At 73.3% G+C, this 14410-nt stretch carries 12 protein-coding genes; 11 read left to right on the top strand and 1 reads right to left on the bottom strand.

The genetic code is table 11. The annotated features are described in order from the left end of the window. Positions 1-18 precede the first annotated feature (18 nt). The 5 genes from hutU (at position 19) to OG514_RS08810 (ending at position 6320) form a co-directional block, all read left to right on the top strand. Positions 19-1683 (top strand): urocanate hydratase, encoded by a 1665-nt coding sequence (gene hutU, locus OG514_RS08830; RefSeq protein WP_266892610.1) that lies wholly within the window; start codon positions 19-21, stop codon positions 1681-1683. A 17-nt stretch (positions 1684-1700) separates the two neighbouring features. Next, positions 1701-2903: an allantoate amidohydrolase gene (locus tag OG514_RS08825; RefSeq protein ID WP_266900794.1), complete on the top strand. Its 1203-nt coding sequence runs from the start codon at positions 1701-1703 to the stop codon at positions 2901-2903. Then, entirely contained in the window at positions 2894-4234 is a 1341-nt protein-coding gene (locus OG514_RS08820) for a formimidoylglutamate deiminase (RefSeq protein ID WP_266892608.1), read from the top strand. Before OG514_RS08825 ends, OG514_RS08820 begins: the two co-directional genes overlap by 10 nt. Positions 4235-4334: 100 nt before the next feature. Further along, on the top strand, positions 4335-5507 hold the full coding sequence (gene hutI, locus OG514_RS08815; protein WP_266892606.1) for an imidazolonepropionase: 1173 nt from the start codon (positions 4335-4337) through the stop codon (positions 5505-5507). Positions 5508-5576: 69 nt separating this feature from the next. After that, positions 5577-6320: a hypothetical protein gene (locus OG514_RS08810; protein WP_266892604.1), complete on the top strand. Its 744-nt coding sequence runs from the start codon at positions 5577-5579 to the stop codon at positions 6318-6320. A gap of 328 nt (positions 6321-6648) precedes the next feature. On the opposite strand, the gene OG514_RS08805 is transcribed toward OG514_RS08810, so the two are convergent. After that, positions 6649-7320 (bottom strand): phosphotransferase, encoded by a 672-nt coding sequence (locus OG514_RS08805; RefSeq protein WP_266892602.1) that lies wholly within the window; start codon positions 7318-7320, stop codon positions 6649-6651. Positions 7321-7486: 166 nt separating this feature from the next. On the opposite strand from OG514_RS08805, the gene OG514_RS08800 reads away from it, so the two are divergent. From OG514_RS08800 to OG514_RS08775, 6 genes are all read left to right on the top strand, one after another. After that, positions 7487-8563, top strand: coding sequence for a GNAT family N-acetyltransferase (locus tag OG514_RS08800; protein ID WP_266892600.1), 1077 nt, complete (start codon positions 7487-7489; stop codon positions 8561-8563). Between the two features lie 57 nt (positions 8564-8620). Beyond that, on the top strand, positions 8621-9910 hold the full coding sequence (locus OG514_RS08795; RefSeq protein ID WP_266892598.1) for a glycosyltransferase family 2 protein: 1290 nt from the start codon (positions 8621-8623) through the stop codon (positions 9908-9910). Beyond that, positions 9907-10716, top strand: a complete 810-nt coding sequence (locus tag OG514_RS08790) for a polysaccharide deacetylase family protein (RefSeq protein WP_266892596.1) — start codon at positions 9907-9909, stop codon at positions 10714-10716. The genes OG514_RS08795 and OG514_RS08790 overlap by 4 nt, the downstream gene beginning before the upstream one ends. A 117-nt stretch (positions 10717-10833) precedes the next feature. Continuing rightward, entirely contained in the window at positions 10834-12786 is a 1953-nt protein-coding gene (locus OG514_RS08785) for a hypothetical protein (protein ID WP_266892594.1), read from the top strand. A 104-nt stretch (positions 12787-12890) separates the two neighbouring features. Continuing rightward, a complete protein-coding gene (locus OG514_RS08780) occupies positions 12891-13349 on the top strand; it encodes a hypothetical protein (RefSeq protein ID WP_266892592.1) in 459 nt (152 codons plus the stop codon). After that, on the top strand, positions 13346-14407 hold the full coding sequence (locus OG514_RS08775) for a glycosyl hydrolase (RefSeq protein WP_266892590.1): 1062 nt from the start codon (positions 13346-13348) through the stop codon (positions 14405-14407). The genes OG514_RS08780 and OG514_RS08775 overlap by 4 nt, the downstream gene beginning before the upstream one ends. Positions 14408-14410 lie beyond the last annotated feature (3 nt).

The raw sequence follows: 14410 nt of genomic DNA, 5'->3' as shown, positions 1-14410 counted from the left end.
ATTCGAGGAGGCACCCCCATGTCAGGACCCCGCCCCGTACGAGCGGCTCGCGGTACGGAACTGAGCGCCCTGGGATGGCAGCAGGAAGCCGCCCTCCGGATGCTCCAGAACAACCTCGACCCCGAGGTCGCCGAGCACCCCGACAAGCTCGTCGTCTACGGCGGCACCGGCAAGGCCGCCCGCGACTGGCGCTCCTTCGACGCCATGGTCCGCACGCTCCGGACGCTGAAGCAGGACGAGACGATGCTCGTCCAGTCCGGCCGCCCCGTCGGCGTCATGCAGACCCACGAGTGGGCCCCGCGCGTCCTCCTCGCCAACTCCAACCTGGTCGGCGACTGGGCCAACTGGGAGGAGTTCCGCCGCCTGGAGCACCTCGGCCTCACCATGTACGGCCAGATGACCGCCGGGTCCTGGATCTACATCGGTACCCAGGGCATCCTCCAGGGCACGTACGAGACCTTCGCCGCCGTCGCCGCCAAGAAGTTCAACGGCACCCTCGCCGGCACCATCACCCTCACCGCCGGCCTCGGCGGCATGGGTGGCGCCCAGCCCCTCGCCGTGACGATGAACGACGGCGTCGCCCTCTGCATCGACGTCGACCCGCGTGCCATCGAGCGCCGCATCGAGCACCGCTACCTGGACGTGAAGGCCGACAACCTCGCCCACGCCCTCCAGCTGGCCACCGAGGCCCGCGACGCCCGCCGCCCGCTCTCCATCGGCCTCCTCGGCAACGCCGCCGAGCTGCTCCCGCAGATGCTCGCCGAGGGCGCCCCGATCGACATCGTGACGGACCAGACCTCCGCCCACGACCCGCTGGCCTACCTCCCGATCGGCGTCGCCTTCGACGACATGGCCGACGCGGCGGCGAAGGACCCGGCCGGGTTCACCCAGCGGTCGCGCGAGTCGATGGCCAAGCACGTCGAGGCCATGGTCGGCTTCATGGACGCGGGCGCCGAGGTCTTCGACTACGGCAACTCGATCCGCGGCGAGGCCCAGCTGGCCGGCTACGACCGGGCGTTCGCCTTCCCCGGCTTCGTCCCGGCGTACATCCGCCCGCTGTTCTGCGAGGGCAAGGGCCCGTTCCGCTGGGCCGCGCTCTCGGGCGAGGCGAGCGACATCCACAAGACCGACAAGGCGCTCCTCGACCTCTTCCCGGAGAACGAGTCGCTCCACCGCTGGATCAAGATGGCCGGCGAGCGCGTCCACTTCCAGGGCCTGCCCGCCCGCATCTGCTGGCTCGGCCAGGGCGAGCGCGACAAGGCCGGCGACATGTTCAACGACATGGTCGGCAACGGCACCCTCGCCGCGCCCCTCGCGATCGGCCGCGACCACCTCGACTGCGGCTCGGTGGCCTCCCCGTACCGCGAGACCGAGGCCATGCTCGACGGCTCCGACGCCATCGCCGACTGGCCGCTCCTCAACGCCATGGTGAACGTCGCCTCCGGCGCGTCCTGGGTCTCCATCCACCACGGCGGCGGCGTCGGCATGGGCCGCTCCATCCACGCGGGCCAGGTCTCGGTCGCGGACGGCACGGCCCTCGCGGGCGAGAAGATCCGCCGCGTCCTGACGAACGACCCCGGCATGGGCGTCATCCGCCACGTCGACGCGGGCTACGACATCGCGGAGCGGGTCGCGGACGAGAAGGGCGTACGGATCCCGATGCGCGAGGGCGACGACGCGTGAGCGACACGTTCCACGCCATGTGGCGGTCGCTGCGGCCCATCGGCCGCAGCGCCGCCTCCGGTGGCTACCGCCGCTACGCCTGGACCGAGGCCGACGCCGACTGCCGGCTCTGGTTCCGGATGCAGGCCGAGGCCCGCCGCATGGACGTCGAGACCGACCGCAACGGCAACCAGTGGGCCTGGCTCGGCGACCCGACCGCCGGCGACGCGGTCGTCACCGGCTCCCACCTGGACTCCGTCCCGGACGGCGGCGCCTTCGACGGCCCCCTCGGCGTCGTCTCCGCCTTCGCCGCCCTCGACGAACTGCGCTCCCGCGGGGTCGTGTTCAAGCGCCCCCTCGCCATCACCAACTTCGGTGACGAGGAAGGCGCCCGCTTCGGCCTCGCCTGCGTCGGCTCCCGCCTCACCGCGGGCCGGCTGACGAAGGAGCAGGCGTACGAGCTCCGCGACGCCTCCGGGACCAGCCTCCCGCAGGCCATGGAGGCGGCCGGGTACGACCCCTCGACCATCGGCTCGGACCCCGAGCGGCTCGCCCGCGTCGGCGCGTTCGTCGAGCTCCACGTCGAGCAGGGCCGCGCCCTGGACCTGTCCGGCGACTCCGTCGGCATCGCCTCCTCCATCTGGCCGCACGGCCGCTGGCGGTACGACTTCGCCGGCGAGGCCAACCACGCGGGCACCACCCGCCTGGTCGACCGCCGCGACCCGATGCTGACGTACGCGGAGACGGTCCTCGCCGCCCGCCGCGAGGCCGAGCTGGCCGGCGCCGTCGCCACCTTCGGCAAGATCGCGGTCGAGCCGAACGGCGTCAACGCCATCCCGTCCATGGTCCGCGGCTGGCTCGACGCGCGCGCCGCCGACCAGGACTCGCTCGACACGGTCGTCGCGGGCGTCGAGACGGCGGCCCGCGACTACGCCCGGCGGCACGGCATCGACCTCACGGTCGTCCGGGAGTCCTTCACCCCGATCGTGGACTTCTCGCACGCGCTGCGCGACGAGCTGTCCCGGATCCTCGGTGACGGCGCCGCGGGGAAGGTGCCGGTCCTCGGCACGGGCGCGGGCCACGACGCGGGTATTTTGTCCGAATCGATCCCGACCGCCATGCTGTTCGTACGGAACCCCACCGGGGTCTCGCACTCCCCGGCCGAGTTCGCGGCCGAGGACGACTGCGTGGCCGGGGTCCTCGCACTCGCCGACGTACTGGAGGAGCTGGCGTGCCGCTGACGACGTACTGGCTGGAACACGCCTGGCTCGACACCAACGTCGAGCCGGGCGTGGCCCTGGACGTGGACTCCGCGGGCCGGATCGCGGCCGTACGGACGGGGATCGACGCCCCGCCCCCCGGCGCGGTGGCGCTGCGGGGCCTGACGATCCCGGGTCTCGCCAACGCCCACTCGCACGCCTTCCACCGCGCCCTGCGCGGCACCGTCCAGGTCGGCTCCGGCACGTTCTGGACCTGGCGCGAGGTCATGTACAACGTCGCCCAACGCCTCACCCCCGACAGCTACTTCGCCCTCGCGCGCGCCGTGTATGCGGAGATGGCGCTCGCGGGTATCACGGCCGTCGGCGAGTTCCACTACCTCCACCACGCGCCCGGCGGCACCCCGTACGCCGACCCCAACGCCATGGGCGAGGCCCTGATCGCCGCGGCGGGGGAGGCGGGCATCCGCATCACCCTCCTTGACACGGCGTACCTCTCCGCGGGCTTCGGCGCCGCCCCCGACCAGCACCAGCTCCGCTTCTCCGACGGCACGGCGGAAGCCTGGGCCGAGCGGGTGAGCGGGCTCAAGGAGAGGGAGGGCGTCCGGATCGGGGCGGCGATCCACTCCGTCCGCGCGGTCCCGGCCGACCAGCTGTCGACGGTGGCCCGCTGGGCCCAGGACCGACAGGCCCCCCTCCACGTCCACCTCTCCGAGCAGACCGCCGAGAACGACGCCTGCCTCGCCGCCCACGGCCGCACCCCCACGCAGCTCCTCGCCGACCACGGGGTGCTCGGCGCACGGACGACGGGCGTCCACAACACCCACATGACGGACGCCGACATCGCCCTGATCGGCTCGACGTCCACCGGCACCTGCATGTGCCCCACCACGGAACGGGACCTGGCCGACGGCATCGGCCCGGCCGTCGCCCTCCAGCGCGCCGGCTCCCCGCTGTCCCTGGGCAGCGACAGCCACGCGGTGATCGACCTCCTGGAGGAGGCGCGGGCCATGGAGCTGAACGAGCGCCTGCGCACCCGCACCCGAGGCCACTGGACGGCGGCGGCCCTGCTCCGCGCGGCCACCGCCGACGGCCACGCGGCCCTCGGCTGGACGGACGCGGGCAACCTGGAGCCGGGCGCCCTGGCCGACTTCACGACGATCGCGCTGGACTCGGTCAGGACAGCGGGACCGGTACCGCGTCTGGCAGCCGAGACGGCGGTCTTCGCCGCGTCGGCGGCGGACGTCCGGCACACGGTCGTGGGCGGACGTCACGTCGTGCGGGACGGGGTCCACGGCTCCGTGCCGGACGTCACCCAGGCCCTCGCGGACTCGATCGCCGCGCTCAGAAGCTGAACGCCGGCCGGTTGTGGGCATGCGTTCCGCCGGGGCGGAACGCGTGGGCACAACCGGCCCACCGGCCCGCACCCGAACCTCGCCCCACCGGAGAGCACCCATGACCACGACGCTCATCACGAACATCTCCACCCTCGTGACGAACGACCCGACCCTCGGGGACGGCTCCCCCCTGGGCCTGATCAAGGACGCGGCACTGATCCTGGACGGCGACCAGGTCGCATGGGTGGGCCCGGCGGCCGGCGCACCGGCCGCGGACCGCTCGTTCGACGCCGAAGGCCGCACCGTCGTCCCCGGCTTCGTCGACTCCCACTCCCACCTCGTCTTCGCCGGCGACCGCACCGCCGAGTTCAACGCCCGCATGTCCGGCCAGCCGTACAAGGCGGGCGGCATCCGCACGACGGTCGCGGCGACGCGAGCGGCGAGCGACGCGGAACTCTCGGCGAACGTCGCCCGCTACCTCGGCGAAGCCCTCCGCCAGGGCACGACGACCTTCGAGACCAAGTCCGGCTACGGCCTCACGGTCGAGGACGAGGCCCGCGCCCTCCGCATCGCGGCCGAGCACACCGACGAGGTCACGTACCTCGGCGCGCACATCGTGTCCCCGGACTACGCCGACGACCCGGCCGCGTACGTGGACCTGGTGACGGGCGAGATGCTCGACGCCTGCGCCCCGTACGCCCGTTGGGTCGACGTCTTCTGCGAGAAGGGCGCCTTCGACGGCGACCAGGCCCGCGCGATCCTCACCGCCGGCAAGGCGAAGGGCCTCCACCCCCGGGTGCACGCCAACCAGCTCACGTACGGCCCCGGCGTCCAGCTGGCGGTGGAACTGGACGCGGCGAGCGCCGACCACTGCACCCACCTGACGGACGCCGACGTGGACGCGCTCGCGAACGGCTCGACGGTCGCGACCCTCCTTCCGGGCGCCGAGTTCTCCACCCGGGCGGAGTGGCCGAACGCCCGCCGACTCCTGGACGCGGGCGTGACGGTGGCCCTGTCCACGGACTGCAACCCGGGCTCGTCCTTCACCTCCTCCGTCCCCTTCTGCATCGCGCTCGCGGTACGGGACATGGGCATGACCCCCGACGAGGCGGTCTGGTCGGCCACGGCGGGCGGCGCGGCGGCCCTGCGCCGCACGGACATCGGCCGGCTGACGGTGGGCGCCCGCGCGGACCTCACGGTCCTGGACGCCCCGTCCCACGTCCACCTGGCGTACCGCCCGGGGGTCCCGCTGGTGACGGAGGTCTGGCGGGCGGGCGCACGCGTGGTCTGAGCAGGCGGGCGCGGCGGTTGAGTAGCCGTACTCAGGCGCGGCCCGGCCCGCCGCGCACAGACTGCGGGCATGACTTCAAAGCGCTCGACCACCCTGAAGACCAAGCGAGTCGGCGGCACGCTCGCGGCGGCGCTGTGCGCCCTGGCCCTCACGGCCTGCGGTACGGAGAGGGCGGGGGGCGAGGCGACGGCGGGAGCGGCCATGGTCGCGAAGCCGACCGCCACGCCCACGGAGGCGAGACCCGACCCCATGGACGACCCCGGCCTCACCGCCGAGGAGCAGGAGGCCGCGGTCGCGTTCATGAGCCTCGTGATCGAGGTCGCCGCGCCGTGCGAGGAGGGCTCCGAGGGCTTCCCCGTCGCACCCCCGAGCCCGGAACCGGAGCGGCCGGGGCAGGTCGAAACCCAGGGTCCGCCGCCCCGCCCCGCCGACTCGGGAGTGCCCGTCCCCCTGGAGGACGCGCCCCCGCCCGCCGATACCTCCTGGAACTTCGAACGCGTCCGTCAGGAGGTCGAGTTGGGCGACGTCGAGAAGTGTGCGGCACTTCGCCACGGCCGCCGTATCGCGAAGGCCCTGGACGGGACGGGTGACCCGACCGCGACCCACGTCGAGAAGGCCCTCGGCGAGATCGGCTACAACCTCGACTACCGCCTCCACGGCCCCACGGAGTCCAACGGAAAGATCGAGTTCACCCTCGACCTCCGAGGCGGCGAGCTGTGCCTCGACGGCACCTACGACGGAACCCGCACGACCTTCGACCCGTACGGCGTCCATCCGGCGGTGTACTGCACGGACGTGAAGCGACACGCCTGAAGGACCCCCGGTTCGAGCGCTAGGACCGATGGCTCAGGACGTTGATCACGCGACCGTCCGGGTCGCGGGCGTCCACGTCGGCGGGTCACCGGAACTCGTGGACCACCTCGATCTCGCCCGCGATGTGCGCGTTGAACTCGTCCAGTTCCTCCGCCGGTACCCACGGCTCCAGGATCGTCCGCACGTGGACACCGCACCACACCGTCTTCGTTCACGTCGCCAAGCCCGGCGACCTGTCCCGCGCGCAACCTCGCCGCCCACATCGATCGGCGGCGAGGTTCTCGGGGACGTTCAGATCGGCTGGTGGCCCGGGGTCGTCCCAGGCCGCTCAGGAGCGCCGGGCCCCCGCCAGCTCCCCCGCCAGCTCCGCCACCAGGCCCGCCGCCTTGCCCAGTGCCGCGACCTCGCCCTCCGTCAGGTTCGGGTCCTGGGCCCGGCGGGCTCGTGCCGGCTCGATGTGGGGTGGGACCGGGATCGTGGTGGCCGACAGGAGTGCGGTCAGGGCCGCTCGGGCGCCTTCGGCGTACGGGGCCGGGGAGACCGCCACCTCCGCCAGGAGCAGCGCTGACATCGCGTGGTCCAGGCCCGGTGGCCGGCCCTCCTCCGCCGTCTGCCAGTCGATGACCACGGGGCCGCGGTCGGTCGTCAGGATCACGTTCCCCGGGTGGAGGTCCAGGTGTGTCGGCGGTGTCCCCGGCAGCGCGTGCAGGGTGGCGAGCAGCTCCGCGATCAGCGCACCCGCCGGTTCCGGTGCGTACGTGCCGTCGAGCAGGGCGTCCAGGAGCGACGGCCCCGAGAGGCGCTCCATCACCAGGTCCGGGCCTTCCGCGCGCAGCACCGCCGGGACGGGATATCCCTGGAGCGCGAGCCGCGCCATGAGGTCCGCCTCCCGGGTCGCGTCGCTGCCGTCCCGGTACCTCCGCAGGACCCGCGTCCCGTCCCCGGGCAGCACGTACACGTCCGCCGTTCTGCCCCGTCCGACGATCTCCAACTCGTCCACCCCACCGGCCCCTTGATCATCGTCGTTCCCTGCCGTGTCCACTCCTTCACGGGTTGGTCACGGAAAGCCCCAGTATCCCTGCCACCGACGACAGCGGACCGGTACCGTCCTCCCAGGCAGCACTCAGGGGAATGACCGGGGGGTCGGCAAGGTGGGCGCTTTCCGTGTGCGCGTCGTGAGGCCGGGGGAGCTGAGCGCGCGCGAGATCGAGGCGTGGCGGGAGCTGCGCGTCAAAGCGGGCGGGCCCGCGAACCCCTTCATGGAACCGGAGTTCACCCGCGCGGTCGCCGAGGTGCGCCCGCGGTCGCGCGTCGCCGTCTGGTGGGAGGGTGACGAGCCGGTCGGCTTCTTCCCGCACGAGAAGGGGATGTTCGGCGGGGGCCGCGCCATCGGCTTCGGGGTTTCCGACAGTCAGGGTGCCGTCCTGCGGTCCGGACTGCGCCCGGGGGCACGGGCGTTGCTGCGTGCCTGCGGTCTCGCCGTCTGGGAGTTCGACAACCTGGAGGCCGGGCAGCCGGTCTTCGAGGGCGCCGCCACCGAGTCGTTCGGCTCACCCGTGATCGACGTCGGCGAGGGGTACGCGGCCTACGAGGCCCTGCTCCGCGTCCAGTCGCCCAAGTTCCTCAGGACCACCCTCGCCAAGGAGCGCAAGCTCGGGCGCCAGGTCGACGGCGAGGTGCGCTTCGTCTTCGACGAGCGTGATCCCGCGGCCCTGCGCACCCTCATGGAGTGGAAGTCCGCCCAGTACCGCAGGACCGGCCGCGGGGACCGCTTCGCCAAGGAGTGGATCAACACCCTGGTCCGCCGCCTCCACGAACTCCGCACGCCCGGCTGCTCCGGCGTGCTGTCCGTGCTGTACGTGGGGGAGCGTCCGATCGCCGCGCACTTCGGGCTGCGTTCGGCGACCGTGCTGTCCTGCTGGTTCCCGGCGTACGACCCCGAGTTCGCGAAGTACTCGCCGGGCCTCGTCCTCCATCTGCGGATGGCCGAGGCGGCGGCCGCCGCCGGGATCGGGATGCTGGACCTGGGGCGCGGCGACGCCGAGTACAAGGACGCCCTGAAGACGGGGGAGGTGACGGTGTACGAGGGTGCCGTCGTCCGCCCGGGGGCGCTGGGCGCCCTGCACTGGCTGCGACGGGAGCCCCCGCTGCGCGTGCACCGCTTCGTCCGGACCCGCCCGGCCCTCGCGGCCCGCGGTCGCGCCGCCCTCAACGGTCTCGCCCGTCTGCGGGGCCACCGTTAGCCCCCGTCGCCCCCTGCCCTCCGTACCCGCCCTCGTACGTCTCTGGGGAGACCCTCGATGAGCAGCCCCCCCGCCCCCCGGCCCCTCTCCGTCGCCGAGCTCGATCTCGGCGCTCCCGACGGGCCCGTCCTCGGTTTCCGGCCCGCGCCGGGCGGTCCGGCCGTCGTGCCCGGTGACGTCTACGCGCTGGTACGGCTCCGGGGCCGGCCCGCCGCCACCGTCGTCGGCACCGTCGCCGACGGCGAGGACCCCGCCGAGGTGCTCGCCGCCCTCGCCCGGCCGCGGCTCACCGATGCGGCGAAGCCCGGGACCGACGCCGAACGCCTCGCCGCCGCCCGGGGGGACGCTCCCGGCCCGCTCACCCCGCCCCGTGCCTCCGTCGTCGTCGCCACCCGCGAGAGGCCCGAGCAGCTCGCCCGCGCCCTCGACTCGCTCCTCGTCCAGGACCACCCGGACTTCGAGCTCGTCGTCGTCGACAACGCGCCCCGCACCACCGACACCCACGAGCTGGTCACCCGCGGGTACGCCGACCGCGTCCGGTACGTCCGCGAGGACACCCCCGGTCTCGCCACCGCCCACAACACCGGTCTCGCCGCCGCCGACGGCTCCGTCGTCGCCTTCACCGACGACGACGTGATCGCCGACCCGCGCTGGCTGAGCGCCCTCACCGCGCCCTTCGCCACCGACCCCCGGCTCGGCTGCGTCACCGGACTCATCCTGCCCGCCCGCCTCGGCACCCCCGCCCAGATCCTCCTCGAATCGCACGGCGGCTTCGCCAAGGGCTTCGCGCCCCGGCTGTACGACCCGGAGCACCCGCCCGCCGACGAACCGCTCTTCCCGTTCACCGCCGGCAGCTTCGGCTCCGGCGCCAACATGGCCTTCCGTGCCGACGCCCTCCGCCGGGCCGGCGGCTTCGACCCGGCGACCGGCACCGGGACCGCGGCCAGGGGCGGCGACGACCTGTACGCCTTCGTGGCCGTCCTCTCCGCCGGCTTCCGGCTCCGCTACACCGCCGAGGCCCTCGTCTGGCACCACCACCGCGACAGCTGGCAGGACCTGCGGAACCAGGCGTACGGCTACGGCGCCGGCCTCACCGCGTACCTCACCGCGACCCTGGTGCGCAGCCCCCGCCTGCTGCCCGCCCTCCTCGCCCGGCTGCCGCGCGGCCTCGCGTACGCCCGGACCATGACCGCCCAGCGCGGGGAGGGAGACGGCGGAGTCCCCGGCGAGCACGGCACCCACCACCACCCCTGGCCCGCCTCCCTCTCCCGACTGGAGCGCCGCGGCATGCTCTACGGCCCGATCGGCTACGCGAAGGCCCGGCTGAGGAAGGCGGACGCCCGATGAACAGCGCCCCGCTCCGCACCCGCATACCCGTCCTCCTCTACCACGCCGTGATGGACGACCCCCCGGACTGGATCGCCGAATTCACCGTCTCCCCCAAGGAGTTCGCCTCCCAGCTCGACGCGATCGTGGCCAGCGGCCGTACCGCCGTCACCCTCGGCACCCTCGCCGCGCACTTCGCCACCGGCGCCCCGCTGCCGCCCCGCCCCGTCGTCCTCACCTTCGACGACGGCTTCGCCGATCTGGTCGGGCCGACCGCAGAGGCGCTCGCCGCCCGTGACCTGCCGTCCACCGCGTACCTCACCACCGGGGCCATCACCCGCGGCCGCCCCTGCCTGCTGCCGCCCGCGCCGATGATGACCCTCGCCCAGGCGCCGCTCCTGGAGCAGTACGGCATGGAGGTCGGCGCGCACACCGCCACCCACCCCCAGCTCGACACCCTCGCGCCGGGCGCACTGCGGCGCGAACTGCGCGTGTCCAAAGCGGTGTTGGAGGACGTGCTCGGGCGTGAGGTGCGGCATCTCGCCTATCCGCACGGCTACAACAGTCCGGCCGTACGGCGGGCCGCTGCGGCCGCCGGGTACACCTCGGCCGTCGCGGTCCGGCACGCGCTCAGCTCCGGGACCGACGAGATCTACCGCATCGCCCGGCTCATCCTGCGCCGCAGCCACACCGTCGCCGACATCGAGCAGTGGATGGAGGGGCGCGGCGCGAAGGCGGCGCCGTACCCGGACTCGCTGCCCACGGTCGGCTGGCGGATGTACCGCAGAGCCCGCGCCCGGCTCAAGGGGCCCGAGTTCGCCGGCTGACCAGGTCCGTCCCAAGATCGACAACTCCGGCGATCCGACCGGGAGTTGAAAGCCCGAACAAAACCGAAGTACCTTCCTGTACTTCGCCGAAAGGGACAGTTCGTGGGGGGAGAGGCCGTGCAGCGTCAGGGGCCCACACCGGTGACCGGGAGCGGCGTGCCACCGCAGCCCACCGCCACCGACCGGGAGGCGGACGACGGGCAGCCGGAGGAGCGACGGGCAGGAGGGCGGGAGGTCAAGGCGCCCCGCCCCGCCCGCGGGGACGGCCGAGCCCGTCTCGTCGGCGCCCTCCGTTCCCCCGACGCCCTCAACCTCGTCCCCCTCGTCGTCGCCGGGGCCCTCTGGCTCTGGGCCCTGCCCGGCATCGACTTCCGCAGCATGGACGAGTTCGGCCTCCTCGACCGCTTCCCCCTCAGCTTCTACGCCGCCCTCGCCGTCCTGACCGGCGGCTTCGTCATCACCCTGCGCCGCGCCGGCACCGCGCCCCTCTGGCCGGCCACCTACTGCGCGGCGATGCTCGTCGCCCTCAAGGCACCGCCGGCGATCCTCTACGACACGGTCCGCTACGCCTGGGCGTCCAAGCACGACGCGATCATCAGCCGGCTCCTCACCGAGGGCACGGTCCACCCCGGGCGCGAGATCTCCGGCGGCATGTCCGCCTACGACCAGTGGCCCGGCTTCTTCTCGCTGGACGCGGCCCTGGTCCGGGCCTTCGGTGTGGACGCCGCCGCCTCGTTCATCAACTGGGCGCCGGTGGCGCTCGGTCTGCTGACCGTTCCCGTCCTGATACTCGTCTACCGCACGTTCAGCGACGACTGGCGCCTCGTGTGGACCGGTGTGTGGATCTTCCAGCTCGCGAACTGGGTGGGCCAGGACTACCTCTCCCCGCAGGGCTTCTCCTACCTGCTCTATCTCACCGTCTTCGCCGTCGTCGTCCGGCACTTCGTCCTGCCGGGCTCGGCGGGCGCGCTCCGCGACCGCTCCGCGCTCGACCCGGCCGCCGCGGCCGTACCGCCGCCCACGACCACCCGGCAGCGCGCGATCGCGGTCCTCTTCCTCGTCCCGATCATCGCCACCATCAACGCCTCGCACCAGCTCACCCCCGTGATGCTGTGCGCGAGCCTCTTCGCCCTCTGCCTCACCCGCCGCTACCGCAACCTCGGGCTCCTCGCCACCACCGGCGTGATCATGCTGGTCTGGAACCTCACCATGGGCCGGGAGCTGTTCCTGGAGACCCTCGGCACCCTGCGGGAGAAGGCCGGCGACCTGCTCGGCAACAGCCGCCCCGGCTTCGCGGGTGACCCCACCGGGCCGGGACCCGAACTCGTCGGCAGCGCCAACATCCTGATGGTGCTCGCCCTCGGCGGCCTCGCCGCCGCCGCCGTGCTCCTCCGCCGCAGGCTGGTCCGCAGCGCCCTGCCGCTGCTGCTCACCGCGGCCGCGCCCCTCCCGATGTTCGCCGTCAACGACTACGGCGGCGAGATGATCTTCAGGGTCTACCTCTTCGGACTTCCCGGCGCCGCCTTCTTCGCCGCCGCCGCGCTCGTCCCCGCCGCCGGGGCAGCGAGCCGCGCCGCCGCGATCGCCCGCCGCACGGCCGCCGTCGCCCTGCCCGTCACCCTCGTCGCCATGCTCGCCGGCTTCCTGCCCTCGTACTACGGCAAGGAGGGCATGCACTACGCGCCGCCCGGCGAGACCGCGCTCACCCGCCGTGCCTTCGACCGGGCGCCCGAGGGGGCGCTGATCCTCGCCGCGACCGGCGCCTTCGCCGACTCGTACTACCGCTACGACCACTACGAGCGCTGGTTCTTCACCGAGCAGGAGGTCGACGAGAACCTCCGCATGCTGAAGGACCCGGCCGGCTACCTCGCCGGCGGCATCCCCGCGGGCCGCCCGGCCTATGTGATCCTCACCCCCACCCAGGGCGAGGCCGTCATCGGCGAGGGCTACCTCCCCGAGGGCGGCTTCGACGCCCTAGGCAAGGCGCTCAAGGCATCCCCGCTGTTCGAGGTCGTGGAGGAGAGCCGGTACGGCCTCGTCCTGCGCTACCGGCCCACCACCACCGGCTGAGAACGCCCGCCCGCCACCGCGGCTGAACCCGCCCGCCCGCCACCGGCCGAACACCCCTCCGACGACACGCCCGTCGGTCCACCCGTACGAGGAGCAGGTACGCCATGGCCCACCCACGCCTGACCCCACGCGTCCAGCGCAGAGCCGTCCTCGCGGCCTCCGGATGGGTCGCCCTCGCGGCGACCGCGTTCCCCGGCGGCTCCCCGGTGCGCTGGATCCCGGTCCTCGCCTTCGTCGTCCTCGCACCCGGCCTCGCCCTGCTGCTCCCGCAGCCGCTCGGACTGCGCCCCGGCGCCCGCCTGGAGGCCCTGGCGCTCGCCGCGCCCGTCAGCCTGTCCGTGGCCACCCTCGTGGCGACCACGCTGTTCCTGACGAAGTCCTTCTCGCTCACCGTCTTCCTGGTCGTCCTCGCCGTCTTCGTGAGCGTCGTCGCCATCCTGCCCGGGGTGCCGCTGCCGGCCGCCACGCGCGGAGCCGTGGAGCGCGACAGCGCCCGGCCGTCCCCGATCCGCACGCCCCGGTTCCGTCGACGAGGGACCGACGGGGCCGGTGGGGGCGGGTGACCGGCCGCCACGGCAAGGGCGGCCCCTGGGCCCGGCTCGCGATCGCGCTCGCCGCCGTCGGCGCGCTGACCGCCGGCATAGGGGTCTGGTCGACCTTCGCCGAGGGTGACGACCGCTGCACCCCCGACGCCGCCCTCGTCGCCCCGTGCGGGGCCTGGTGGGGCGCGTACATCCCGCACGACGAGGACAGCTCGCTCACCCGGCCCGTGTACGCCTTCGAGAAGAAGATCGGCCGCAAGCTCGACCTCGTCTACACGTACCACGACATGTCGGGGAGCAAGGCCGACGGCGAACTGCTCACCCCCGACGAGCGGGAACTCGGCCGCGAGCGGCTCCTCATGCTGGCCTGGGAGTCCACGGTGTGGACCGAGAAGCACCACGCCAACTGGACCGAGAGGCAGCTCGGCTGGAAGAACATCGCCTCCGGGACGTACGACACCTCCGTCATCGACCCGCAGGCCCTGCGCCTCAAGGAGTACGGCAAGCGGGTCTTCTTCTCGTTCGACCAGGAGGCCGACTTCCGCATCCCCGAGGGCGCCGGGACCCCCGAGGAGTACGTCGCCGCCTACCGCCACCTCCGCGACCGCTTCGAGAAGCTGGGCGTCACCAACGTGGTGTGGGTGTGGACCGTCTCCGGCTACCTCGGCAACGCCGAGCGGATGAAGGCGCTCTATCCCGGCGACGAGTACGTCGACTGGATCGGCATGGACCAGTACAACTACTACCTCTGCCACAAGTCGCCGGACTGGCTCGACTTCGACCGGAGTCAGCGGCCGAGCTACGACTGGCTCCGGAAGAACGTCTCCGCCGACAAGCCGATCATGCTCTCCGAGTTCTCCACCGCCCCCGACCCGAAGAAGCCCGAGCGGCAGCGCGACTGGTACACCGCGATCCCGAAGGTGGCGCCGACCCTGCCGAAGGCACGCGCGTACGTGCACTGGAACCGGGCCGTTCCCGGGCCGGGCTGCGACCTGACCATCGACTCCGGCCCAGGACTTGAGGGTTACCGGACCGCCGGCCGGGACCCGTACTTCCGGCAGGACGTACCGAACCGGTAGGCG

Origin of the sequence: Streptomyces sp. NBC_00572 (assembly GCF_026341815.1) — a bacterium.
GTDB lineage: Bacteria > Actinomycetota > Actinomycetes > Streptomycetales > Streptomycetaceae > Streptomyces.
Note: the sequence above shows the minus strand (reverse complement) of the source record. Positions and strands in the feature narration are given on the sequence as shown.